Source organism: Lysobacter sp. GQ73 (assembly GCF_059758755.1).
The window spans coordinates 95,355-119,170 of the sequence record NZ_JCAXEE010000003.1 but is presented as its reverse complement, the minus strand read 5'-3'; the positions used below and the strand labels follow the sequence as shown (position 1 = coordinate 119,170).

Here is a 23,816-nt window from a genome sequence, read left to right as displayed (position 1 = left end):
GCGCCCGCCTCAGTTCGAAGCCGCCTCGGCGCTGCGCACGCGGGCGCTGAGTTCCTCGATCCCGGCGGCGTGGGCGTCGAGCGAGCGGGCGGCGTCGAGCGCGCTGCGGGCGGCGCGCAACTCGCCGGCGCCGAGGCGTTCGTCGCCGACCGCGATCCAGCGCTGGGCCAGACGCGCGGCGGCTTCCCGCGCCGGCGCGCCGCCGCCTTCGAGCGCGCGCCGCGCGTCCAGGCATTCGCCGGCGCGCGAAAGGCGGTTGGCGCTGAGTTCCTTGTCGAAGCAGCGCTTGGCGGCCGGCAGCAGGCGCGCCGCGGCCGCGCGCACCGCCGGGTCCTGCGGCGCGATCGCCTGGGCCGCGCGCAATTTGTCGTAGGCGCTGTCGCCCGGCGGGGTCAACAGGTCGCCGCGCTGTTCGGCCGCGACGGCTTCGCTCAACAGGCGGCGCAGCGACTGGCGCTGGGCCGCCGGCGCATGCTGATCGAAACGCTTGCGCGATTCGCGGGCGCGGTCGAGATGCTGCCGGGCCAGCGCGATCGCCGGCACCTCGATCGCCGCGCTCTCGGCGATGCCGCGCGCGCTCGCCAGCACGGTCTCGGCCTCGGTCACGCGGAAATCCGCGGCGAGGCGCTCGCTGCGCGCCGCATACGCATTGGCGACCGCGGCCAGCCCGCGCCGCGCCGCATCGTCGTCGGCATGCACCGCGAGCAGGTCGCTGTAACCGGCCAGGGCCTCGTCGAAACGCTGCCGGCGCAGGGCCAGGTCGCTGTCGCGGCGGCGCCGTTCGACATGGCGTTCCAGCAAGGTCAACGCATCCGGCAGGTCGGCATGGCCGGGGTCGGCGGCCTGCACCCGCTGGATGCCGAGCGCGCCGCCGGCGAGGTCGCCGTCGGCCAAGGCCTGGCGCGCCGCCTGCAGCAGATCGGCAAGGGTGTCGTCGCGGCCTTCGAGCGCGTCGTTGCGCTGCGGTTGCAGCGCGAGCACCCGCAGATACAGCGGCAGGGCCGCATCGGGCGCGCCGTCGAGCCGGCCTTGCGCGCGTGCGGCGGCGGCTTCGGCGACCAGCCGGTCGAGCCCGGCATGGGCGGCCTCGCGTTCGCGCAGCCGGCGCGCCATGGCCTCGACCTGGTCGCGCGGCGTCGCCAGTTGGCGCGCCAGGTCGAGCCGTTGCCGGGCGAAATCGAAATGCCCGCCGTCGATCGCCTGGCGGGCCTGGTCGAGCGCGACCCGGCCGACCTTGACCAGGCCTTCGCGGGTGTCGCTGCGGTCGGGGTCGAGCGCCAGCGCGGCCTCGAACAACTCGCGCGCGCCGTGGCCGTCGACCGAACTCAGGCGGCCTTCGGCCAGGGCCCGGTTCGCCTCTTCGCGCAGACTTTGCGCGCGGGTGTCCGGCCACAGCCAATCCGACAAGGCCTGCCGGCTCAGGATCAACGTCAGCAGCAAGGCCGCGCCGATCAGGATCGCGGCGCGCAGCGCCCAGCGCCGTGCGCGCAGCGCGTGGTCGCGATCACGCGGCGGCGCCCGACCGAAGCCCAAGGCGCTGTAGTCCCCCGCCACCGGTTCGATACGCAGGGCGGCGGTGTCGGACGGAGACGGCGGGTCGTGCTTCACCGCGACAGGATAGCGCCGCTGCATGACTGCCGCGTCCTCTTCGTGTGTGCCAGTGGCCTCCGGGATCGCACCTGCCTTCGGGGTAGGAGCGGCGCAAGCCGCGACCGCGGCAGAGAGCTACGACGCTATCCTCGGGGTGTGCGGATCCCTAGGATGTTCGGCGGGTTCCGCGCGCGCGGGATCGGTTCACGATGGCCCGCCGATTCGCGGTCGCGGCTTGCGCCGCTCCTACCCAAGGCGGAGGCTTACCGCTCGAACGACTCAATGCCGCTGCGCATACTCCACGCCCGGCAGCGAGGACAGCTTGCCGAGCAGGGTCGAGAGTTGGCCGTAGTCGGCGACCCGCAGGCGCAGGCGCAAACGCACCTGGGCGCTGCTGCGCTCGACGTCGCTGCGGATGCTGATCACGTGGGCGTTGGCCTGGGCGATGACGTTGGTGACTTCCTTGAGCAGCCATTTGCGGTCGAGCGCCAGCACCTCGATGTCGACCTCGTAACCGCTGCCCCTGCGGCCCCATTCGACCGGCAGCACGCGCTGCGGCTGGGCCGCGGCGAGCCGGACGAAGGCGCTGCAGTCCGGGCGGTGCACGCTGACGCCGCGGCCGCGGGTCAGGTAACCGGCGATCGGCTCGCCCGGCAGCGGCTGGCAGCAGCGCGAGATCTGCACCAGCAGGTTGCCGACGCCCTCGACGGTGAAGTCGGTGGACTTGCCCGGGGTCTTGCGCGGCGCCGGCGGGACGGTGGTGGTCGAGGTCGGCGCGGTCGACGGCGGCGCCGCCAACGCGCGCTCGTGCTCGAGCAGGACGCGGCCGATCTGGTGCGGGCCGATGTCGCCCAGCGCGACCTGCACGTACAGGTCCTCGTCGTTGGCCAGGTTGAAGCGCGCCCGCGCCGGCGCCAGGTCGGCGCCGAGCACGCCGAGCCGGCGCAGTTCCTTGTCGAGCAGTTCGCGCCCGGCCTGTTCGTTGCGCGAACGGTCGAGCTTGTGGAACCAGTTGCGGACCTTTTCCCGCGAACGGTTGCTGGCCAGGAAACCGTTGGCCGCCACCAGCCAATCGCGGCGCGGCTCGCCGGTCTTGGCGGTGAGGATCTCGACCCGGTCGCCGCTGCGCAGCTTGTGGTCGAGCGGGACGATGCGGCCGTCGACCTTGGCGCCGCGGCAGCGGTGCCCGACCTCGGTGTGCACGTGGTAGGCGAAATCCAGCGGGGTGGCTCCCGTCGGCAGGTCGATCACCTCGCCCTTGGGGGTCAGCACGTAGACCCGGTCCTCGACCAGTTCGGTGTCCAGCTCGCTCGCCAGCGCCGCATCGGCGCCGTCGCTGCCGCCTTCGCTCTTGCTGTCGAGCAGGCGCCGCATCCAGGCGATCTTGCGGTCGAACGCGGCATCGGCGCTGTGGCTGCCGACTTCCTTGTATTTCCAGTGCGCGGCCACGCCGAGTTCGGCCTGGCGGTGCATTTCCTCGGTGCGGATCTGCACTTCCAGGGTCTTGCCCTCGGGCCCGACCACGGCGGTATGCAGCGAACGGTAATCGTTGCGCTTGGGCCGGGCGATGTAGTCGTCGAACTCGCTAGGAATCGGCGTCCACTGCGCGTGCACCACGCCGAGCGCGGCGTAGCACGAGGCCAGGTCCTCGACCATCACCCGCACCGCGCGCAGGTCGTAGAGCTCGCCGATCGGCACGTCCTTGCGCTGCATCTTCTTCCAGATGCTGTAGATGTGCTTGGGCCGGCCGGCGACCTCGGCCTTGAGCCCCTGCGCCGCCATCGCCTCGCGCAGCGTGCGCTTGACCTGTTCGATGTAGCGCTCGCGGTCGCCGCGCTTCTCGTCGAGCAGGCGCGCGATCTTCTGGTAGGTCTGCGGCTCCAGGTAACGGAAGGCCAGGTCTTCCAGCTCCCACTTGAGTTGCCAGATGCCGAGCCGGTTGGCCAGCGGCGCATGGATGTCGCGGGTCAGCGCGGCCAGTTCGCGGCGGGTGTCCGGCGGCAGGCGTTCGGCATGGCGCATGCGCGCCAGTTGCCGCGCCAGCAGGATCGGCACCACCCGCAAGTCGCGCACGATCGCCAGCAACAGCCGGCGCAGGCCTTCGGTGCCCGAGCGCCGGCCTTGTTCGGCATGCAGCGCCCAGACCTGGCCGGCGGCGCGCTGGCCGTCGAGCAGGGCCGCCAACAGCGGGTGCTCGCGTTCGAAGCCCGGCCCCAAGGCCTTCGCCCAGCCCGGGTAGGCATGCAGGATCGCTGCAGCGACCGTGTCGCTGTCGGCGTCGAGCAGGGCCAGCGCGTCCAGGGTGGCGGCGACGACGGCGGGCGAATCGAGCGCGCCCTCGCCAGCCTGCGGCTGCTGCGCGGCCGCCTCCAGCGCCTTGCGCAGGGGCCCGGCGATGATCGCCGCCGCGGGCAAGGCCAGCACGTCGGCGGGGGAATGGCGGGACTCGGCGGTAGACGCGTTCACAACGGGGGAGAAGAGGTTCGAAGCGCAAGGGACGAGCGACTACACTAGCGAGCAACCGCCCCGAGGAACAGCACGATGTCCGCGATTCACCCTTCCGCATTGCGTCCCCTGCTGATCGCCGCTGGTGTCGCGATCGCCCTGGCGCTGAGCGCGCCGGCCGCCCTCGCCCAGTCCAGGATCGAGCAACAGATGAGCGCCGAGCAGTTCAAGGCCGCCGGTCTCGACCAGCTCAGCCCCGAGCAGCTCGCCAATCTGAACGCCTGGCTCAACCGCACCCTCGACGCCGAGACCAGCAAGGCCGTGGTCAAGGCCAAGGAAGAAACCCGCGAGCTGGTCAAGCACGAGAACCGCGGTTTCCTCGGCTCGGGCTCGCGCGAAGCGGTGGTCGCCCGCCTCAACGGCAAGTTCGACGGCTACGGCCAGGGCCGGGTCTACGTGCTCGACAACGGCCAGGAATGGCGCCAGGTCGACGGCGTCGATCTGCCCGGCGTGCACCTGGATTCGCCGCAAGTGCGGATCAGCCCCAGCGTGATCGGCGGCGCCTGGTTCCTCGCCGTCGACGGCTACAACACCCGCGCCAAGGTCACCCGCGTCAAATAATCCATGTCGCCGCTGCGCGGACGCCCTGCGGCGTCGGCGCAGCGGCGTTCTCCTTCGCCGTTTCGCTGCTGTCCCGTCCGGAGTCCGACATGCGTGTGCTGTCCTCGTTGACCGTTGCCGTCCTGCTCGCGTTCGCGCCCGCCGCGTTCGCCGCCGAGCGCCCCTATGTCGCGGTCGAACAACGCTTCAATGCCGAACAGATGAAGGCCACCGGGCTAGATACCCTGTCGCCGCAACAGCTGGCCCTGCTCAACGAATTGCTGTCGCAGGACCAGACCGCGGCCGTCGCCGAAGCCACCAAGGCGGTGCGTTCGCAACGCAAGGGCCTGCTCGACCGCGGCGACGTCGAACCGGTACACAGCGCGCTCAAGGGCGAGTTCCGCGGCTGGTCCAGCGGCACCGTGTTCGAACTCGAAAACGGCCAGCGCTGGCAGGTGACCGACGGCTCGCTGTTCATCGGCAAGCCGGTGGCGCCGCCGAAGGTCACCATCAAGCCCGGGCTGATGGGCGGCTGGTTCCTCGAAGCCGAAGGCCAGATCCCGAAGGCCAAGGTCCGCCGCCTCGACTGAGCGCGGCGCGCCCGCGGGCGCGCGCCGGCTCAGAGCTTCACCGCTCAAGGCTGCGACCGCTCGGGGCTTCAACCGCTCAGCGCTTCAACCGCGCAACGACGCCAGCCGTTGCGCGAGCTTCTTCGGCGAGACCCCGCCGCGCACCCCCAGCTCCTGGGCGAACAGCGACACCCGCAGTTCCTCGATCTCCCAGCGCAGCGCCTGCCAGCCGGCAGCGTCGGCCAGGCCGGCCGCGTTGGCGGCGTCGAAGGCTTCGACGAAGGGCTTGAGTTCGAGCATCCGCGCCTGGTCGCGCACCGGGTCGCGCAAGGCGCGCTCGCTGCGCACCGCCAGCGCCTTCAGATAACGCGGGTACTCTGCCAACGCCGAGGTGGCGACGTTGCGCAGGAAGCCCGGTGGGGTCAGCCGCGCGAGCTGCGCGCGCATGTCGTCGAGATTGCCGCTGGCCCAGCCCATCAGCGACGACTCCAGGCGCGAGCGCACATCGGCGACCGCGCCGAGAATCGCCTCGGCCTGGGCCAGGCGTTCGGTCGCCTCCGGAAACAGCCTGCGCGCGACCGCATCGCGGCGGGCCTCGAAGGCCGCCGCATCGCGTACCGCGATCAGCTCGGCGTCGTCGCCGAGCAGGGATTGCAGGGCGCCGTCGACCAGGTCCTCGCGCAACCGGTCGCTGTCGCGCAGGCCGTTCTGGCGCGGCGCGGCCGATTCGATCGCCGCATACAACAGACCGGTTTTGGCCTGCACCGGCAATTGCTTGCGCGCTTGCTTGAGCTTGTCGGCCATCGCCAAGGCCAGCAGACGCCGCACCCCGCCCGGATGCGCGCGCAGCGCCGCCTCGCGCTCGGCATGCACACGCAAGGAGACGGTGTCGCCGTCGTCGTGCAAGGCCGGGAATGCCGGCACCCCGGCCGCGCCCGGCACCGACATCGGGATCGGCTGTCCGGGGAATGCAGTCAGCCCGCGCTGGCCGAGGCCGTCGGCGGCGCGCGCGGCAAACGCCCGCGCGGCGCGTTCGCCGAAGCGCGCGCGCAATTCGTCGAGGTCGCGCGACTCGGCCAGCACCACCGCGGCCGGGGCCTTGCCGCTTTTGCCGGCTTCCTTGCCGGCGCGCGGGTCGGGAACCTCGAGCAGGCGCAGGTTCATGCGCAGATGCGGTTCGATCGAGGCCGGGTCGAAATCCGTCGCTGCCACCTCGACCCCGGTCAGCTTGCGCAGGAAACGCGCGAGCGTGCCGACCAGGTCGTCGGCCTCGGGCTTGGCGTGCGCCTCATGGAAGGCTTTGGCGAAATCCGGCGCCGGCACGAAGTTGCGGCGCAGGATTTTCGGCAAGCTTTTGATCAGCGCCGCCGCCTTGTCGGCGACAAAGCCCGGCGCCAGCCACGACAGCTGGGCCGGGTCGAGCGCGTTGAGCAGGTGCAGCGGCACCGCCAGGGTCATGCCGTCGTCGGGCGCGCCCGGCTCGAACCGGTAGCTCACCGCCAGCCGCGCGTTGCCGAGCTGCAGATACGCAGGGAACCGCGCGGCCTCGCTTTCGCCGCCGACCATCAGGTCGGCGTTCGACCACTCCAGCCTGGCCTTTTCCTGCGCCGGCAACTTGGCGTACCAGGCGTCCAGCGCCTGCACGTTGTGGACCTGCGGCGGCAGGCGGTCGAGGTACCACTGCGCCATCCATTCCTCGTCGACGACCAGGCCGGCGCGGCGTTGCTTGGCCTCTTCGTCGCGGGCCTTGCCCAGGGTAGCGAGGTTGCGCGCCAGGAACGCCGAGCGGGTGTTGATCTCGCCGGTCACCAGAGCGTCGCGGGCGAAGATCGCGCGGCTTTCCTCCGGGTACAGCGCGCCGTAGTGGATCGGACGCTTCGGCGCGAGCACCAGGCCGAACAGGCTGATCTGCTCGCTGCCGACCACCCGCCCCTGCGAGCGCGCCCAGCGCGGGTCGTGGTGGCGGCGCGCGAGCAGGTGCGGCAGTTCCTGGATCGCCCAGTCGGGCTCGATGGTGGCGTTGGTCATCGACCACACCCGCTCGGTATCGAGCAAGGTCGCCGACAACACCCACGGCGGCGGCTTCTTGGCCAGCGGCGAGCCGGGGAACAACTGGAACTTGCGCCCGCGCGGGCCGTCGTAGAAACCGCGGTCGGCGCGGAACCCGATCTGGGTCGGCAGGCCGGCGATCAGGGCGCGGTGCAGGCTGGCGTATTTTTCGGGACTCGGGTTTCGGGACTCGGGACTCGAAACCTCTCGCGAGTCCCCAGTCCCCAGTCCCGTCTCCTCGCACACGAGCTTGAGCTGCCGGTGCAGCTCGCGCCACTCGCGCATGCGCAGGAAGCCGAGGAAATGCTTCTCGCACCAGCTGCGCAGCTTGGACTGGGTCAGTTCCTCGTGCGCGTTCTGGTAGGCGTCCCACAGCTTGAGGATGCCGACGAATTCCGAACGCGGGTCGGCGAACTCGGCATGCGCGTTGTCGGCCGCGGCGCGCTGGTCGGCGGGGCGCTCGCGCGGGTCCTGGATGCCGAGGAAGGCGGCGATCGCGATCATCTCGCGCTGGCAGCCGTGGGCGTGGGCCGCGACCAGCATGCGCGCGAGCTTCACGTCGACCGGCAGCCGCGCCATGGTCCGGCCGATGGCGGTGAGCTTGCGGTCCTCGCCGACCGCGCCGAGCTCGGTGAGTTGCTGCCAGCCATCGGCGATGGCGCGACCGTCCGGCGGCTCCAGGAACGGGAAGTCCTCGATATGCCCCAGGCCCAGCGAGAGCATGCGCAGGATCACCCCGGCCAGCGCGGCGCGGCGGATTTCCGGATCGGTATAGCGCGGCCGCGATTCGAAGTCGGCCTCGCTGTAGAGGCGGACGCAGGTGCCTTCGCTGATGCGGCCGCAGCGGCCCTTGCGCTGGTCGGCGCTGGCCTGCGAGATCGGCTCGATGTGCAGCCGGTCGAGCTTGCCGCGCGGGCTGTAGCGTTTGACCCGCGCCAGGCCCGGGTCGACCACGTAGCGGATCCGCGGCACCGTCAGCGAGGTCTCGGCGACGTTGGTCGCCAGCACGATGCGGCGCTTCGGCCCGGGGTTGAACACCCGGTCCTGGTCGCGCACCGACAGCCGCGCGTACAGCGGCAGCACTTCGGTCTCGCGGTACTTGCGCCGCTCCAGCGCCTGGTGGGCGTCGCGGATTTCGCGTTCGCCGGACAGGAAGATCAGCACGTCGCCGCGTGGGTCCTCGCGGGTGATTTCGTCGCAGGCGGCGACGATGCCGTCGTTGACGCTTCTTGCGGCGCGCTCGGGGCTCGAAGAGCCGCGCCGGTCCGCTTCTTCGAGTCCCGAGTCCCGAGTCCCGAGTCCCGGATCGTCCAACGGCCGATACCGCACCGTGACCGGATAGCCGCGGCCCTCGACGCTGACCACCGGCGCGCCGTCGAAATGCGCGGCGAAGCGCTCGGTGTCGATCGTCGCCGAGGTCACGATGACCTTCAGGTCGGGCCGCTTCTTCAGCAACTGCTTCAGATAGCCCAGCAGGAAGTCGATGTTGAGGCTGCGCTCGTGGGCCTCGTCGATCAGGATCGTGTCGTAGGCCGACAGCCAGCGGTCCGACTGGATCTCGGCCAGCAGGATGCCGTCGGTCATGAACTTGATCGCGGTGCGCTCGCCGACGTGGTCGTTGAAACGCACCTGGTAACCGACGGTCTCGCCGAGCGGGGTCTGCAATTCCTCGGCGACGCGGCGGGCGACCGCGCGCGCGGCGATGCGGCGCGGCTGGGTGCAGCCGATCATGCCGGCGGCGCCGCGCCCGGCGGCCAGGCACAGCTTCGGCAACTGGGTGGTCTTGCCCGAACCGGTCTCGCCGGCGATCACCACCACCGGATGCCGGCGGATCAGCTCGACGATGCGCTCGGCTTCGGCCGCGATCGGCAAAGCCGGGTCGACCGGCGCGCGCGGCAACGAGGCCGCGCGCGCTTCGCGCTGCGCCGCCGACGCCGCCAACGCCTGTTCGAACGCAGCGCGCGCGCGCGCGTCGCCGGGCTTGCCGCTCCAGCGCGACCACAGGCCGTGCAGGCGGCCGCGGTCGCGGCTCAAGGCGCCGTCGATCGCGTGCCGCGCCTGCCGTAACGCGGCACTAGCATTCGCATGGCTAGACTGATGGGTATCGCTATTGTTCATCGATAGATCGTTCGTATCGCAGCGCTAGGCACAAACCATTTCACTTCGCGGCCGACAGCGCCTATTGTCGCCGCATTGATCGAAAAACCCCCGATCGAGCCGTCTCGATCGCCCGCATTGGAGAAGGAGTCGCACATGGCCAAGCCCGCCAAGCCCGCCAAGCCCGCCAAGACCAGCAAAACGGACAAGACCAAATCGGACAAGGGCTCGCTCGCCCCGGCGGCGTCGCCGTCGGCCGCCGACCGCGCCCCCTCGATCGATATCGGGATCTCGTCGGGCGATCGCAAGAAGATCGCCGAAGGTCTGTCGCGCTTCCTGGCCGACAGCTACACCCTGTACCTGAAGACCCACAACTTCCATTGGAACGTGACGGGCCCGATGTTCAACGCCCTGCACGTGATGTTCGAGACCCAGTACACCGAACAGTGGACCGCGCTGGACGACATCGCCGAGCGCATCCGCGCCCTGGGCTTCAACGCGCCGGGTTCCTACGCCGAGTTCGTCAGGCTGTCCTCGATCACCGAAGAGCCGGGCCTGACCGACAGCGCCGACTGGCGCGAGATGGTCCGCCAGCTCGTGGTCGGCAATGAAGCGGTCTGCCGCACCGCGCGCAAGGTACTCGACCAGGCCGACGACGTCGACGACGCGCCGACCGAAGACCTGCTGACCCAGCGCCTGCAGACCCACGAGAAGTATGCGTGGATGCTGCGTTCGCTGCTGCAGTAAACGCTCGAAAGCCGGGCGGCGCGGAACCTCCGCCCAGGCCCGCCGCGCCGCACCGACCCCTGTTCCGCCTGCCGGACAGGGGTTTTTCATTGCCGGCGCCCGCGCTCAAGGCCGGCCGCCGCCGTCCCAGCCCTGCGCATCGGCCTGCGCCTGCGCCAGCAACCAATCCCGGAAAGCGCGGATCTTGGCGCTGCCGCGGCGCACCTCGGGATATGCCAGCCAGTAGTCGCGCTCGTCGCGCAGCACCAGCTCGAACGGCTGCACCAGCCGCCCCGAGGCGAGTTCGCCGCGGAAGAACAGCGGCGAGGTGATCGCCACGCCGTGCCCGGCGATCGCGGCGGTCACCTCGTATTGCTCGATGCCCAGCTCGACCCCGGGCCGCGCCGACAGATCCGCATCGCCGACGCCGGCCGCCTCCAGCCAGCTGCGCCACCAGCGCTCGCGGCCGATCCGCGGCAACTTCAACAGATCCGCCGGCTCGCGCAGCGCGCCGCTTTCGATCAGGCCCGGGCTGCACAGCGGCGTATACAGGCCGGGCAACAGGAAATGCGCGCTCAGGCCCGGCCATTCGCCGCGGCCGTTGCGGATGCCGACGTCGAACTCGCCCTGGGCCAGGTCGACCAGGGGCACGCCGGTGTCCAGGCGCACCGCGAGTTGCGGATGGGCGAGCTGGAACCCGCCCAGGCGCGGCACCAGCCAGTTGGCGCCGATGGTCGGTAACGAGGTGATCGCCAGTTCCGCCTCGGACCGCGCCTGGCTTTGGGCGAAGGCCGAGCGCAGCGCCTGAAAGCTGTCGAGCACCGCCGGCGCCAGCCGTTCGCCGGCCCGGGTCAGCAGCACCTTGCGCGGCAGGCGCTGGAACAACACCAGGCCGAGCCGCTGCTCCAGCCGCTTGATCTGGTAGCTGACCGCGGCCTGGGTCATGTCCAGCTCCTCGGCGGCCCGGGTGAAGCTCTGCAGGCGCGCGGCCGCCTCGAAGGCGCGGATCGCGCTGAGCGGCGGCAATGTCGGCATATCCATAATCTGACCTTATGTATCCGGCGCGATTTTCGCGTTGTCGACGAGCCCCGCCGGCTCCTAGCCTAGGGCCTGCCCAGTCCGAAGCCCAGTGCGAAATCCAGCGTATTTCTCAGCCACGCCCACGCCCAACGGCAGCGGCGCCGCCCCCGGTGCATTCGCACGGCCCGACTATCTGCCAAAAGCTCGGCTTGGGTAAAGATCCGCCCCTTCTTCCGGAGCCCCTCATGAAGCGCCGCCTCCCGTTCCTGCTTTCGCTGGCCCTGTCCGGTTTCGGTCCGCTCACCGCCGGCGCCATCCCGCCGGCCGAGCCGGCCGCGGTCGTCGCGGCGGATTTCGACGCGCTCAACCGCAACGACCTGGACGCCTTCATGGCGCTGTACGCACCGCAGGCGCAGATCTTCGGCCTGCCGACCGACCCGCACCGCCTGGTCGGACCGCGCCTGGAGCAGATGTACGGCGCCGAGCGCCTGCGCGCGCATTTCGCCAAGGCCATGGCGCAACCGGACACCCCGCATATCGCGCAGACCCGGAGCGTCGCGCTCGGCGACCTGGTGGTGTCGCGGGTCCATATCACCGACCCCAAGCGCGCCGAGCCGCAGGTGCTGCTGGTGGTCTATCGGGTCCGCGACGGACTGATCGAAGACCTGTGGCACGTCGGCAAGGAAACCGCCGACAACCGGCCCCAGGCCGCCGGCGCGGCCGCCACCGCTCGGGCCCTGGTCGAGGCCAACAACCGCGCCGACGCCGAAGGCTTCCTGGCCCTGTTCGCCGCCGACGCCCGTCACTTCCGCCGCGCCGAAGACCCGCACCAGCTCGCCGACCTGCCCTCGCGCGCGGTCGTCGACGAGGCCAGCCGGGCCAAGACCTACCGCGCGCTGTATGCGGACGGCCCCTCGGTGCGGGTCGAGCTCGTCGATGCCTTCGCGGTCGGCGACCTGGTCGTGACCCACGAACGCATCCGCACCCGCGCCACCGCGACCGGCCCCGGCGAGGCCTACGAGATGCTGGCGATCCTGCGCGTCCGCGACGGCCGGGTGCTCGACCTGTGGCCGCTGCACAAGCTCGCCCGTCCCGCCGACGAGGCGGTCGTCGCGACCTCGGGGGCGCAGCCGTGAAACCGATGCGGATCGCGCTGGCGGCGCTGGCGGCGCTCTCGGCCGGCGCCGCCGTCGCCGCCATCGTCGCCGCCGACAACGCCCAGGAAGTCGTGGTCCGCCGCTACGTCCAGGCCTGGAACGACGCCGACGCCGAGGCCTTCCTGGCCCAGGCCACCGCCGATGCCGGCGCCTGGCGCCGGGGCGACGACGAGCCCCTGCCCGGCCAGCGCCTGATCGCCGACGCCTCGCCGCAAGGACGCTCGCGTTATTACCGCGCCGCCTTCGCCAAGCGCCCGCATCCGCGAGTCGAGATCCTCGGTCTGCAATCCGTCGACGATATGGTGGTGGCGCGCGAACGCGTCACCGGCACCGCCGACGGCAAGACCGTCGACGGGCTGACGGTCTACCAGGTCCGCAACGACAAGATCTGCAACGTCTGGCACATCAAGCGGCGCTCGCGCTGAACCGCGGGCCGGCGCGGGGTCGCGACGGCAGCGTGCGCGGGCGGTCGCGACCGCCTGCGACGCCGCGCCGCTAGACTAGGCGCATGCAGCAGCCCGCACTCGAACTCCTCCATCGCGTTTTCGGCCATACCGCGTTCCGCGGCGAACAAGCCCAAATCGTCCAACACGTAATCGACGGCGGCGACGCCCTGGTGCTGATGCCCACCGGCGGCGGCAAGTCGCTGTGCTACCAGATCCCGTCGCTGCTGCGCGAAGGCTGCGGCCTGGTGATTTCGCCGCTGATCGCGCTGATGCAGGACCAGGTCGAGGCGATGCGCCAGCTCGGCGTACGCGCGGCCTACCTCAACTCGACCCTCGACGCCGCCGAAGCCGCCGCGGTCGAGCGGCAGCTGCTCGACGGCGAACTCGACCTGCTCTACGTCGCTCCCGAGCGCCTGCTCAGCCCGCGCTGCCTGTCGCTGATCGACCGCGCGCGAATTTCGCTATTCGCGATCGACGAGGCCCACTGCGTCTCGCAATGGGGCCACGACTTCCGCCCCGAATACCGTGAACTGACCATCCTCCACGAGCGCTGGCCGGACATCCCGCGCATCGCCCTGACCGCGACCGCCGACGCGCCGACCCAGCGCGAGATCGCCGAGCGCCTGAACCTGGAAGACGCGCGCCGCTTCGTCAGTTCCTTCGACCGGCCGAACCTGCGCTATCGCGTCGTCCACAAGGACAACGGCACCCGCCAATTGCTCGACTTCCTCAGTGCCCACCGCGGCGACAGCGGCATCGTCTACGCCTTTTCGCGCAAGCGGGTCGAGTCGGTCGCCGAGCAGCTCGTCGCCGCCGGCATCCGCGCCCTGCCCTATCACGCCGGCATGGAGGCCTCGCTGCGCGCCGCCAATCAACGCCGGTTCCTGCAGGAAGACGGCGTGGTCATGGTCGCGACCATCGCCTTCGGCATGGGCATCGACAAACCCGACGTGCGCTTCGTCGCCCACATCGACCTGCCCAAGTCGATCGAGGGCTATTACCAGGAAACCGGCCGCGCCGGCCGCGACGGCGAGCCGGCCGAAGCCTGGCTGTGCTACGGCCTCGGCGACGTGGTCAACCTGCGCCAGCTGATCCAGCAAGGCGAGGCCGGCGAAGAGCGCAAGCGCCTGGAATTGCGCAAGCTGGACTCCCTGCTGGGGTTCTGCGAGTCCACCGAGTGCCGGCGCAAAAGTCTGCTCGGGTGGTTCGGCGAACCGCACCCGGGCGGCTGCGGCAACTGCGACAATTGCCTGGAGCCGCCGCAAAGCTGGGACGGCACCGAAGCCGCGCGCAAGGCCCTGTCCTGCGTCTACCGCACCGGCCAGCGCTTCGGCGCCGGCCACGTCATCGACGTATTGCGCGGCGCGCAGACCGAGAAGATCGCCCGTTTCAACCACGAACAACTCAGCACCTTCGGCATCGGCAGCGACCTCGACGCCAAGCAATGGAGCAGCGTATTCCGCCAGTTGGTCGCCGCGGGCCTGCTCGAAGCCGACATTGAGCGCCACGGCGCTCTGCGCCTGACCGCCGACAGCGGCCCGGTACTGCGCGGCGAACGCAGTCTGCGCTTCCGGACCGAAGCGCCGAAGGCCGCGGGCGGCGCGCGCAAGTCGCGCGGCGGCGCGAGCGCGGCGCCGATGATCGACCTCGATCCCGAATCGCTGGTGCGTTTCAACGCCTTGCGCGAGTGGCGCTCGACCACCGCCCGCGAACAGAACGTCCCGGCTTACGTGATCTTCCACGACAGCACCTTGCGCGCGATCGCCGAGCACGCGCCGGACGACCTCGACGAACTGGCGCGGATCCCCGGCATCGGGGCCAGCAAGCTGGACCGGTATGGCGAGGCGGTGCTGCAGCATTTGTTCGATCAGGGGTGAGGTCGGCGCGAGGCTCTCGCTGGCCACGACCCGTTTCGCCGCGTCGGCGCGACTCATGGCGGCCGCGCAATTGGCGGCTCGCCTGTTTGCAGGAGCGACGCGAGTCGCGACCGCGGAACACGCGGAGTTCGCAACGCCTTCGTTATTGATCGCAGGCACGGATCGTCGCCAGGGCAGGAGCGGCGCAAGCCGCGACCATGGGACGTGTAGAGGCCGCAATGCCTTCGTGATCGATCGAAGGGATAATTTTTCGCTGCTAGGAGCGGCACGAGCCGCGGCATCGTTGCGGCGGTCTTGCGGCGCGTCGTTCATTGAACGAGATCAAGATCAAGATCAAACCCAAAGCTTCCGCCACTAAAGCGGCGGGTTACTTTCTTTTGTCATAAGCAACAAAAGAAAGGCAACCAAAGAAAAGTGCTTCTTTTTTGAATCACAGGCCCGCATGAACGGTGCTTCCGCAGGGCTCTACATACGGGACATCCCTGTCCCGATGAAAAACGGCCTGCATCCATGCAGGCCGCCCTCTGGGTCTTCCAGGGCCTTCGTGAGTGCGCGGCGACGCACAGCGAAAGCTGCAATGTGGAAGGCAAGTGCGGGCCGCCATCCTTGTAGGAGCGGCGTGAGCCGCGACCGCGAATCTGCGGTTTCCGGCGCGGGCGATCGCGGTTGCGCGGTCGCGGCTTGCGCCGCTCCCACCCAAGAGCAATGCGTCGTCTACCGTTGCCGCTGCCGCTGCCGCTGCCGCTGCCGTGATTTTGATCTGCTTTACCGCTTTGCCGGTCAAAAGCTGACCCGGAGGGCGGCCCGCAGGGATGCGGGCCGTGCGCAAGCAGGCCATGGATGGCCTGTCTGGAGCATCCCTGCGTCGGCACCGATCGTGCGGGCTGGTGCCCTTGCAGGAAGAAGCACTTTTCTTTGGTGACTTTCTTTTGTTGCTTTGGACAAAAGAAAGTTACCCGCACCCTTTAGGGGGTGGAAGCCTTGCTATTGATCTTGTGCACCGCCTCACGGCCGGTAACGCCGCGACGGGAAGCGGCGCGGTCGAGACTTGCCTCGCTCCTACCCTGGCGATAGCACACCGCTTCGGCGAGTGACGAAAGCCTCGCCACTTCTGCGCGCCCTTGGTCTCGGCTTGCGCCGCTCCTACAGGGGCGGCCAGGAGGGCCGCGAGGTTCAGGCGACGCGATCGCGGCTCACGCCGCCCATACCGCTACTGCAACTGATACGAAAAACTCAGATTCCAGCGCGCCTTGCGGTCGTCGGCCTCCAGCGGCAGGTCGGCGGTCGGGCGGGCGTAGGCGAAGTCGACGTTGTAGTGGTGGTTGTCGGACAAGCGAACGCCGAGCCCGACCGTGCCGAGTTTATCGATCGGCGCGCGGCCTTTAGTCATCGACACTTGGGCGTGCTGTACGACCAGATAGGGCGACACCGACTTCAGCCAGCGCGATTGCGGGCGGAAGTTGCGGCTGAGTTCCAGCGACAGCCCCCAGCCCTTGTCGGCCGACACTTCGCCGGGATCGTAGGCGAGGGCGAAGCGCGAGGCGCCGAAGCTGATCTGCTCGGACGAGGGCAGGCGGTTGCGGCTGTACTGGGCGGTGCCGCGCAGGATCGCGAGGTAGCGCTGCTCGGCCCAGCTCCGACTCTGTGCGTAACCCAGGTTGTAGCGCCGGAACGAGACGTCGTTCGGCGAGGCGAACTCGACGCCGGCGAGGTTGGTCGCCGTGCTCGCCGAAGCGCCCCAGGCATCGAGGCCGCGCGCGATCGACAGGCTGATCTGGCGCGCGCTGTTCTTCTTGGCCTTGGTGTAATCCAGGCTCGCCTGCAGGACCCGGGTCTTGGAGCGTTGTTCCAGGGTCGCGCCGGTCGCGGTGTTGCGGTAAGCGTCGATCTGGTCGGCGCCGTAGACGCCGGCGCCGATGAAGATCGAGCGCTCGTTGCGCAGCAGCCAGGGGTAGCGCGCGCTGAAGGCGATGCGGTCCTGCTCGACGCGGTGGTCCAGGAAATCCGGCAGCGGCGTGCGGCTGGCCGGTTCGCCGCGGTAGCGCGAACCGTCGGCGCGACCGATCCAGCCGTCGCTGCCGAACAACTGCGAATAGCCCGCGCCGTAGAAACGCTCGTCGCCGCGGCCGTCAGGATACAGGGTCGACAAGGTCCATTGCTCGGCCAGCGGCGTCTGCGCATTGAGCTGCAGATTCATCAATCCCTGGGTACCGGGATGATTGAACTCCAGCGCCCAGGTCGCGTCGTAGCGCTTGGCGCCCACGTTGAGCTCCAGCACGGTCGCACCGTCGGTGGTGGTCGGCGCGGGCACGTTGATCGCCATCTTCGCCCCGGGCAGGAAGCCCAGGATCTGCGAATAGCGCTCGAACGTGGCCTGGCGTAACGGCCGGTCGTCGAGAATGTGCTGGGCGATCGCGCGGATCTTGCGCTCGAGCTTGCCCGGCTTGCCGCCCAGGCGCAGCTCGGCGACATAGCCTTCGACCGCGATCACCCGGACCACGCCGTTGGCGAAGTCCTGGTTGGGCAGGTAGCAGAACGACAGCGCGTAGCCGTGATCGCGATACAGCTTGCTGCAGGCTTCGGCCGCCTGCAGCAACTCGGCGACGGTGATGTTCTTGCCGGCGAGCGGACTGAACACCCCGGCGACCTGTTCGAATGCAATCGACTTGACCCCGGACACGTCGAATTTGCTCGGCGTGATCGGCACGGCGAGCAAGGCGGCCATGGCGGGATTCTGTTGCGGCGCGACCGTGGTGCTGACCTTGGGGTCGGTCTTCGGCAACGGCGCCTGCGGCAGGGTCTGCAGTGGGTTGCCGGTCGGCAGGCGATCCTGGGAATGCGCCGGCAAGGTCGAATACAACAGCGCGGCGACCGTCAGCGCGAGTAAATAGCGTTTTCCCGAAAGGCCTGTTCGCATGCACGCGCCCCCTGCGTTTTGCGTGGTCCATCCAGCGCAATGGTTCGGACTGGGAAACTCCGCGTCGGAATGGCGCGTCCGCCGTTCGGCGGAACGCGCCTCCCCAAGACTCGTGCACTCACCATACGCCGTTGTCGTGCGACGGGAACGGGGCCAGGCCCGTTCCCGCGCGTTGCATCACAAACTTGCGTTCATGGCTTCTTCTTGAGCAGACCGGTACCGAGCAGTCCGCCTTGAGTGGTGGTGCCGCCCAGCGCGCCGCCGAGCAGGCCGGTCGTGGTGCCGGTGCCATTGAGCCCGGTCGCCCCGGCCACGCCGTTGACGACCGTGCTCAGCCCCTGGGTAACCGGCTGCAAAGGACCATTGACCGCAGCGGTCGCGGCCGTGCCGACCGTGGCCACGCCGCCACCGACGCTGGTCACCGCGCCACCGACCAGGCCGGCGACCGGAGCCAAGGGCGTGGTCGCGCCGGTGCTGGTCAAGGCCGAGCCGACGCCGCCGACCGTGCCGCCAAGACCGGCGACGCCGCTGGTCACGCCAGCCGCGGTCACGCCGACCGGATTGGCGATGCTGCCGGCATTGCCCATGCCTGCGGTGATGCCGGCGCCGACCGTGCCGAGGTTGCCGCTGACGCCCTGCACCGCGCCGCCGAGCACGCCGGCTGCGCCGCCCGGAACCGGCGCGCCGCTGAGCTGCGCACCGAGCGCGCCGCCCGCCGCCGCAATGCCGCTGGTCGCGCCGCCCACGCTGCGCGAGACATTGGCGACGAGGTTGGTGCTGGCACTGCCGCCGGCGGTGCCGCCGTTGACCTGGCCGATACCCGCGACCGGGTTCAACACGCTGCTGACCGCCCCGGTCAGCGCCTGCCCCGTCGGCCCCTCGATCAGGCCGCCGACCTTCGGCGCCAAGCCTTTGACCTGGGTGCCGACGCCGGAAACCAAGGCTCCGGCGGTGCTGGTCAAGGGCTGGATCGGCGAACCCTGGAAGGCGCCTACCGTCGCTACGGTCTTGCCCAGGTCGTCGACGGTGGTACCGACGTTGACCACGATGTTGTCGACGCCGGCCGCGGTCGTGCCGACCGGGTTGGCGATGTTGCCGGTCTGGCCGAGGCCGGCGCTGGTCGCCGTGCCGATGCCGGTGACGGTGCGGCCGAGATCGTCCACGACTTTGCCGAGGCCTTGCGTGGTTGGAGTGTTACCGCCGAGCAGGGCTTGATTCGGAATTTGCGCGCCGAGCCCGCTGATCGTGCCGCCGACGCCGGCGATCAGGCCGCCGCCGCTGGTAACGACCGAACCGATCACGTTGCCGGGGGGCGGAGTAGTACCGGTACCGCCTGGGCCACCACCACCACCGCCGCCGCCCGAGCCGCCGCCTCCTGAGCCGCCGCCGCCCGAGCCGCCGCCACCGGAACCGCCGCCGCCTGAGCCGCCGCCTCCGGAGCCACCGCCACCGGAACCGCCACCACCCGAGCCGCCGCCTCCTGAGCCGCCGCCGCCCGAACCGCCACCCCCGTCGCCGCCGCCCCCGGGATTAGGATTGAAACTCGATTTGACGCCGCCCGAGCCCGAGCAACCCGTGGTCGATACCGTGACCGTCAGGATGCAGGCTGCGAGCAGGCTGTAGGAAAGGGCTTTACGAATGCTGTGAGATTCCATCGCGTTCCTCCGAATGCAGCTCGTGCTGCCTCGTGCACGGATTTATCGCTACGCCTGCATTCGCTGTGACGCGACAGGCCAGCTCCCCTATCACACTTACAGTTGCCTTTCTGGTGTGTAGTGGATCAAGGCTGCTCCGATTCATCGTTTATAAAATGTGATGTACATCACGTTTATATAGCGACGTAGGCATATTTCCGATAATCGGTTGAATCGGTGAGCGAAGGTGATTTTCGTTCATGAATTGCGCATGGAACGCATATAGGGCGCAAAGACGGACATGGCCCGCATGACCGTACGGTTGCGGCCTTCAGCGTTCTGAACACGAATCCGGAAACACCACTCGAAGGTGCCTTTTGCGCTGCCGTGACCGGAGCGGCATCGCCCTGCCCGGTGTGGCGCGACCGGAGCTGGCCGCGCAGGCTCTTCTACGATTACCGCTAAACCTTATCGGCATGCTGCACGACCGATGCACGGCTGAGCGAGCCCAGGTTTCACCACTCCACCGTGCCGCGAACCACCGCCTGCACGCGCCCGCCGATCCACACCTGACGCTCTTCGTCGATGCGGACCTCGATGCAGCCGTCGCGGCCGACCTCGCGCCCCTGGCTGATTTGATAGGCGGCGCCGGCTTCGATGCGGCCGGCCTCGAACAAGGCCGTCGCGATGGCGGCGTTGGCGCTGCCGGTCACCGGGTCTTCGGCGATGCCGTCGCTCGGGCAGAAGGCGCGCACGACATAGGCGAACCCGGGTTCCTGCGAACGCGCGAACACGGCCAGGCCGAGCGCCTCGTCGCCGGTCAGGGCCAGGATCGCCGCCAGGTCGGGATGCATACCGCGTACCGCGGCGGCATCGGCGAGCTCGGCCACCCACCAGCGTGGCCCGTTGTCCCATAGCGCCGGCACCAGCGGGCCCCACGGCAAGCCGGCCAGGGCCAGATCGAGCAAAGCCTGTTGCTCGTCGCCGCTGGCGCAACGCCGCGCGCGCGGCGTGCGGATGCTGACCCGCAGGCCGTTCGCGTCGTGAACGATGCGCACCGGCAGATGCCCGGCCGCGCACTGCTGCACCAGGGCTTCGCTGCGCGGCGCGACGCGGCCGGCATCGAGCACCGCCCAGGCCGCGCCGATGCTGGGATGACCGGCGAACGACAGCTCCTGGCGCGGGGTGAAGATGCGCACGCGATAGTCGGCGCCCTCGTCGGGCGGCAACAGGAAGATCGTTTCCGGCAGATGGGTCCAGGCCGCGAACGACTGCATCGCCGCGCTGTCGAGGCCCTGCGCATCGAACACCACCGCGAGCGGATTGCCCGCGCCGATGCGATGGGCGAAGACGTCGAGTTGCAGAAAGCGTCGCAGGCTCATGGTCGCCGAGCGTACAGGCCGCGGCGCGCGCGATCATGTGCCTGGCGCACGATCGGCGCCATGGCCGGCAGGCTCATCGCTGGTCGCATAGAACCTGTAAGCCGTGATCGGTGCGATCGCCCCAAGGCTGCCGCAAGACCCCGCAAGGCAAAGACGCGGCCGTGAGGCCGCGCCTTCGTGCCACGCCCTGCGATCAGTCGCAGAACCAGGTCTGCTTCTGGTAGATCGCAGTGCGTTCGCCCCAGGATGTGTACTGGCCGCCGCAGCTGGCGACCGCGCCGCCGACTTCTTCGCCGGCTTCGTTGAAATACAGGATCGAATACCCCTGCCACGGAGGCGCGGCGTTGACGCTGCCGGCCACAGCCAATCCACCCAACACCACCGCCGCCACTACCGTTGCGATAAGACGCATCGTCGTTCTCCTTTGCTTGAGTCGTGCCCCGCCGGGCCGTGCCTCGGCGGAGCGTGGGGCACCCCGCGGCCGTCGCGTAAAGCGGAAAGCTCCGGAAAACCGGAGCTTTCCTGCGGCGCGAACGCCGCGACCGTAGGCGGGACGGCTCAGCTTTCGGCTGCGCAGCCCTGCACGAAACGCTTGATCTCGGTGGTCTGGCCCCAACGGCCGTCGGCGGCGCCGCAACCGGCGGTCCACTTGCCGACCTGCGCGCCTTCGGCGTTGTAGTAGTACCAGGTGCCCTGCCAGTTGTAGGCCAGTGCATTGAACGACACGCCACCCACCATCGCCACCGCCATGACGGCAGCGAACAATCCGATACGACGCATGCGATTTCTCTCCCGATTGTGCGGCGCTATTCGCCGCCCGGGCACCTTATGCCAGCGCGCGAGCGCCGCGGCGCGATCGGGCGTCCCGGCTTGTATCCACTTGTCGAAATCGTGATTGCTATCGCTATTGGCTGTTTTGCCGCTGCGTAAAGCGTCGGCTATCGCAATGCGGGCGACGCGTCCGAGCGAGCATGCGCGGTCGTGCCGGCGTATTCAGCGCGTGCGATGTTGCAGCGCACACGAGTCGTGCGCGGCGCGATGCCGGCTACCCCGCCGCGCACCGCTCGAACCACAGCGTCGCCGCCGCCGGGCAGGAGCGGCGCGAACAGCGGCCGCGCCCGATCCGACGGCGCTGCCGCCGCGAGCAAGTTCGCGCGGCCTTCCGCTCGTTGAAACCCGCCTGCGATTCGATGCCCGCGCCGCCGCGGGCGGCGACGCGGTCGCGGCTTGCGCCGCTCCTGCTCAAAACCCGAAGCCGTCGCGCTTCGGAGCCTGGGCGACCTCGATCAGGCCGCGAGCAAGGCCGGCAGCTGCGCCGGCGCGGTCGCCAGGCGCTGGGCGCCGGCGTCACGCAGTTCGTCTTCGCTGCCGAAGCCCCACAACACGCCGATGTTGCGCATGCCGTGCTCGCGCGCGCCTTCGATGTCCATGCGCCGGTCGCCGATCATCAGGCAGCGCTCGGCCGGCAGTTCGAAACGACGCAGCGCTTCGCCGATCAATTCGACCTTGTGGGTCAGGCGGCCGTCGCGGGTCGAGCCGACGATGTCGTCGAAGCGATCGCCGAACGGCAGGCCACCAAGGATCTTGCGTGCGTTGTCTTCGTTCTTGGCGGTGACGATGGCCAGGCGATGGCCGGCGGCGTGGACCGCATCGAGCATCTCGGCGACGCCGTCGTAGACCGAATGCTCGGTCCAGCCCTCGCGGCCGTAGCGGTCCAGGTACAGCGCCACCGCCCGCTCGACGCGCGCCTCGTCGCCGAGCAGGGGCAGGAAACTGGTACGCAGGGCCGGACCGATCCAGCCCCGCAACTCCGCCTGCGACGGCACCGGATGGCCGAGCTGTTCGAGCGCATACGACACGCTGCGGGTGATGCCTGGGGCCGAATCGATCAGGGTGCCGTCGAGATCGAAGAACAGCGTGACCGGTGCGCTCACGACCATCAGCCCGCGCGCTGCTTGAGCGCGGTCACCGCCGGCAATTCCTTGCCTTCGAGGAACTCGAGGAAGGCGCCGCCGCCGGTCGAGATGTAGCTGACCTCGTCGGCAATGCCGTACTTGTCGACCGCGGCCAGGGTGTCGCCGCCGCCGGCGATCGAGAACGCCTTCGACGCGGCGATGGCGCGCGCCAGGGTCTGCGTGCCATGGCCGAAGGCATCGAACTCGAACACGCCGACCGGGCCGTTCCAGACCACGGTGCCGGCGTTCTTGATCAGTTCGGCGTAGCGCGCAGCGGTGTCCGGGCCGATGTCGAGGATCATGTCCCCGGCGTCGACCGCATCGACCGCCTTGACCGTGGCCGGCGCATCGGCGGCGAACTGAGGCGCGACCACGACGTCGGTCGGCACCGGAATGTCGGCGCCGCGCGCCTTGGCGTCGGCCATGATCTGCCTGGCGGTCTCGATCAGGTCGGGCTCGACCAGCGACTTGCCGACCCCAAAGCCCATCGCGGCGATGAAGGTATTGGCGATGCCGCCGCCGACGATCAGCTGATCGACCTTGGACACCAGCGAGGACAGCAGCTCGAGCTTGGTCGAGACCTTGGAGCCGGCGACGATCGCGAGCAGCGGGCGCGCCGGGTGTTCGAGCGCCTTGGCCAGCGCATCGAGTTCGGCCATCAGCAGCGGGCCGCCGGCGGCGACCTTGGCGAAACGGATCGCGCCGTGGGTCGAGGCCTGGGCGCGGTGCGCGGTGCCGAACGCGTCCATGACGAACACGTCGCACAGCGCGGCGTACTGCTTCGCCAGCGCCTCGTCGTCCTTGCCCTCGCCGACGTTCATGCGGCAGTTCTCGAGCAGCACCAGCTGGCCGGGCTGCACGTCCACGCCGCCGACCCAATCCTTGACCAGCGGCACGTCGATACCGAGCAGTTCCGACAAACGCTGCGCCACCGGCGCCAGCGAATCGGCCTGGCTCCATTGGCCTTCCTTCGGCCGGCCGAGGTGCGAAGTAACCATCACCGCCGCGCCCTTCTCGAGCGCCAGCTTCAGCGTCGGCAGCGCGGCGAGGATGCGCAGCTCGGAGGTGATGCGACCATCGTCGATGGGGACGTTGAGATCTTCACGGATCAACACACGCTTGCCGGCGAGATCGAGATCGGTCATGCGAACGATGGGCACGGGGCCTCCTGAGGCGATGCGGGGGATGGAATGAGGAAAACCGTAGGAACTGGGATGCGGCGGTGAACCTGGATCTTGATTCCGGATTCTGGGAAGCCGCCGCCGGGGTGGCTATTGTCGCGGCGCGGGAGGCCGAAATAAACCTTCGTGACTGAACGGAGGCATTCGCCGGGCGTCTCGGTGTGGAGCGGC

The 23,816-nt window shown here is 69.6% G+C and carries 18 protein-coding genes; 7 read left to right on the top strand and 11 right to left on the bottom strand.

Going from position 1 to position 23,816, the window contains the following annotated elements; genetic code table 11:
* Window positions 1-9 precede the first annotated feature (9 nt).
* Together AC6CH2_RS10390 and AC6CH2_RS10385 are read right to left on the bottom strand one after the other, a co-directional pair.
* Window positions 10-1,632, bottom strand: coding sequence for a hypothetical protein (locus AC6CH2_RS10390; RefSeq protein ID WP_498269187.1), 1,623 nt, complete (start codon window positions 1,630-1,632; stop codon window positions 10-12).
* Window positions 1,633-1,869: 237 nt separating this feature from the next.
* Window positions 1,870-4,056: a RelA/SpoT family protein gene (locus tag AC6CH2_RS10385; protein ID WP_498269186.1), complete on the bottom strand. Its 2,187-nt coding sequence runs from the start codon at window positions 4,054-4,056 to the stop codon at window positions 1,870-1,872.
* A 75-nt stretch (window positions 4,057-4,131) separates the two neighbouring features.
* Here AC6CH2_RS10385 and AC6CH2_RS10380 point away from each other — a divergent pair, with 75 nt between their 5' ends.
* Both AC6CH2_RS10380 and AC6CH2_RS10375 read left to right on the top strand, forming a co-directional pair.
* Window positions 4,132-4,656, top strand: a complete 525-nt coding sequence (locus tag AC6CH2_RS10380) for a hypothetical protein (protein WP_435396640.1) — start codon at window positions 4,132-4,134, stop codon at window positions 4,654-4,656.
* An 89-nt stretch (window positions 4,657-4,745) separates the two neighbouring features.
* Window positions 4,746-5,225 (top strand): hypothetical protein, encoded by a 480-nt coding sequence (locus AC6CH2_RS10375; RefSeq protein ID WP_498269185.1) that lies wholly within the window; start codon window positions 4,746-4,748, stop codon window positions 5,223-5,225.
* 84 nt (window positions 5,226-5,309) lie between these two features.
* Here the strand turns inward: AC6CH2_RS10375 and hrpA are convergent, their stop codons facing one another.
* Window positions 5,310-9,371, bottom strand: coding sequence for an ATP-dependent RNA helicase HrpA (gene hrpA, locus AC6CH2_RS10370; protein ID WP_498269184.1), 4,062 nt, complete (start codon window positions 9,369-9,371; stop codon window positions 5,310-5,312).
* A gap of 135 nt (window positions 9,372-9,506) precedes the next feature.
* Here hrpA and AC6CH2_RS10365 point away from each other — a divergent pair, with 135 nt between their 5' ends.
* Window positions 9,507-10,097, top strand: a complete 591-nt coding sequence (locus AC6CH2_RS10365) for a Dps family protein (RefSeq protein ID WP_498269183.1) — start codon at window positions 9,507-9,509, stop codon at window positions 10,095-10,097.
* A 105-nt stretch (window positions 10,098-10,202) separates the two neighbouring features.
* Here AC6CH2_RS10365 and AC6CH2_RS10360 read toward each other — a convergent pair whose 3' ends face one another.
* Window positions 10,203-11,111: a LysR substrate-binding domain-containing protein gene (locus AC6CH2_RS10360; RefSeq protein ID WP_498269182.1), complete on the bottom strand. Its 909-nt coding sequence runs from the start codon at window positions 11,109-11,111 to the stop codon at window positions 10,203-10,205.
* 230 nt (window positions 11,112-11,341) lie between these two features.
* Between AC6CH2_RS10360 and AC6CH2_RS10355 the strand changes: the two genes are divergently transcribed.
* The 4 genes from AC6CH2_RS10355 (at window position 11,342) to AC6CH2_RS10340 (ending at window position 15,670) form a co-directional block, all read left to right on the top strand.
* Window positions 11,342-12,232 (top strand): nuclear transport factor 2 family protein, encoded by an 891-nt coding sequence (locus tag AC6CH2_RS10355; RefSeq protein WP_498269181.1) that lies wholly within the window; start codon window positions 11,342-11,344, stop codon window positions 12,230-12,232.
* 5 nt (window positions 12,233-12,237) lie between these two features.
* Window positions 12,238-12,678 (top strand): nuclear transport factor 2 family protein, encoded by a 441-nt coding sequence (locus tag AC6CH2_RS10350; protein ID WP_498269524.1) that lies wholly within the window; start codon window positions 12,238-12,240, stop codon window positions 12,676-12,678.
* 83 nt (window positions 12,679-12,761) lie between these two features.
* Window positions 12,762-14,576, top strand: a complete 1,815-nt coding sequence (recQ, locus tag AC6CH2_RS10345) for a DNA helicase RecQ (RefSeq protein WP_498269180.1) — start codon at window positions 12,762-12,764, stop codon at window positions 14,574-14,576.
* A gap of 821 nt (window positions 14,577-15,397) precedes the next feature.
* Entirely contained in the window at window positions 15,398-15,670 is a 273-nt protein-coding gene (locus AC6CH2_RS10340; protein WP_498269179.1) for a hypothetical protein, read from the top strand.
* 116 nt (window positions 15,671-15,786) lie between these two features.
* On the opposite strand, the gene AC6CH2_RS10335 is transcribed toward AC6CH2_RS10340, so the two are convergent.
* The 7 genes from AC6CH2_RS10335 to AC6CH2_RS10305 all read right to left on the bottom strand — a co-directional run bounded on the left by AC6CH2_RS10335 (window position 15,787) and on the right by AC6CH2_RS10305 (window position 23,624).
* Entirely contained in the window at window positions 15,787-17,493 is a 1,707-nt protein-coding gene (locus AC6CH2_RS10335) for a ShlB/FhaC/HecB family hemolysin secretion/activation protein (protein WP_498269178.1), read from the bottom strand.
* A gap of 191 nt (window positions 17,494-17,684) precedes the next feature.
* Window positions 17,685-19,148 carry a collagen-like triple helix repeat-containing protein gene (locus tag AC6CH2_RS10330; protein WP_498269177.1) on the bottom strand — a complete coding sequence of 488 codons (1,464 nt, stop codon included), beginning with the start codon at window positions 19,146-19,148 and terminating at the stop codon, window positions 17,685-17,687.
* A 494-nt stretch (window positions 19,149-19,642) separates the two neighbouring features.
* Entirely contained in the window at window positions 19,643-20,509 is an 867-nt protein-coding gene (locus AC6CH2_RS10325) for a PhzF family phenazine biosynthesis protein (RefSeq protein ID WP_498269176.1), read from the bottom strand.
* Between the two features lie 193 nt (window positions 20,510-20,702).
* Window positions 20,703-20,921 carry a DUF6289 family protein gene (locus AC6CH2_RS10320; protein WP_498269175.1) on the bottom strand — a complete coding sequence of 73 codons (219 nt, stop codon included), beginning with the start codon at window positions 20,919-20,921 and terminating at the stop codon, window positions 20,703-20,705.
* 146 nt (window positions 20,922-21,067) lie between these two features.
* Window positions 21,068-21,289 (bottom strand): DUF6289 family protein, encoded by a 222-nt coding sequence (locus AC6CH2_RS10315; protein ID WP_435397042.1) that lies wholly within the window; start codon window positions 21,287-21,289, stop codon window positions 21,068-21,070.
* Window positions 21,290-21,795: 506 nt separating this feature from the next.
* Window positions 21,796-22,449, bottom strand: coding sequence for an HAD hydrolase-like protein (locus tag AC6CH2_RS10310; RefSeq protein WP_498269174.1), 654 nt, complete (start codon window positions 22,447-22,449; stop codon window positions 21,796-21,798).
* A complete protein-coding gene (locus AC6CH2_RS10305; RefSeq protein ID WP_435397040.1) occupies window positions 22,449-23,624 on the bottom strand; it encodes a phosphoglycerate kinase in 1,176 nt (391 codons plus the stop codon). The genes AC6CH2_RS10310 and AC6CH2_RS10305 overlap by 1 nt, the downstream gene beginning before the upstream one ends.
* Window positions 23,625-23,816 lie beyond the last annotated feature (192 nt).

Coding starts and splice junctions, on each gene's coding strand:
- AC6CH2_RS10390 (WP_498269187.1), bottom strand. CDS start 1,632: ATGCAGCGGCGCTATCCTGTCGCGGTGAAGCACGACCCGCCGTCTCCG.
- AC6CH2_RS10380 (WP_435396640.1), top strand. CDS start 4,132: ATGTCCGCGATTCACCCTTCCGCATTGCGTCCCCTGCTGATCGCCGCT.
- AC6CH2_RS10375 (WP_498269185.1), top strand. CDS start 4,746: ATGCGTGTGCTGTCCTCGTTGACCGTTGCCGTCCTGCTCGCGTTCGCG.
- hrpA (WP_498269184.1), bottom strand. CDS start 9,371: ATGAACAATAGCGATACCCATCAGTCTAGCCATGCGAATGCTAGTGCC.
- AC6CH2_RS10365 (WP_498269183.1), top strand. CDS start 9,507: ATGGCCAAGCCCGCCAAGCCCGCCAAGCCCGCCAAGACCAGCAAAACG.
- AC6CH2_RS10360 (WP_498269182.1), bottom strand. CDS start 11,111: ATGCCGACATTGCCGCCGCTCAGCGCGATCCGCGCCTTCGAGGCGGCC.
- AC6CH2_RS10355 (WP_498269181.1), top strand. CDS start 11,342: ATGAAGCGCCGCCTCCCGTTCCTGCTTTCGCTGGCCCTGTCCGGTTTC.
- AC6CH2_RS10350 (WP_498269524.1), top strand. CDS start 12,238: ATGCGGATCGCGCTGGCGGCGCTGGCGGCGCTCTCGGCCGGCGCCGCC.
- recQ (WP_498269180.1), top strand. CDS start 12,762: ATGCAGCAGCCCGCACTCGAACTCCTCCATCGCGTTTTCGGCCATACC.
- AC6CH2_RS10335 (WP_498269178.1), bottom strand. CDS start 17,493: ATGCGAACAGGCCTTTCGGGAAAACGCTATTTACTCGCGCTGACGGTC.
- AC6CH2_RS10330 (WP_498269177.1), bottom strand. CDS start 19,148: ATGGAATCTCACAGCATTCGTAAAGCCCTTTCCTACAGCCTGCTCGCA.
- AC6CH2_RS10325 (WP_498269176.1), bottom strand. CDS start 20,509: ATGAGCCTGCGACGCTTTCTGCAACTCGACGTCTTCGCCCATCGCATC.
- AC6CH2_RS10320 (WP_498269175.1), bottom strand. CDS start 20,921: ATGCGTCTTATCGCAACGGTAGTGGCGGCGGTGGTGTTGGGTGGATTG.
- AC6CH2_RS10315 (WP_435397042.1), bottom strand. CDS start 21,289: ATGCGTCGTATCGGATTGTTCGCTGCCGTCATGGCGGTGGCGATGGTG.
- AC6CH2_RS10310 (WP_498269174.1), bottom strand. CDS start 22,449: ATGGTCGTGAGCGCACCGGTCACGCTGTTCTTCGATCTCGACGGCACC.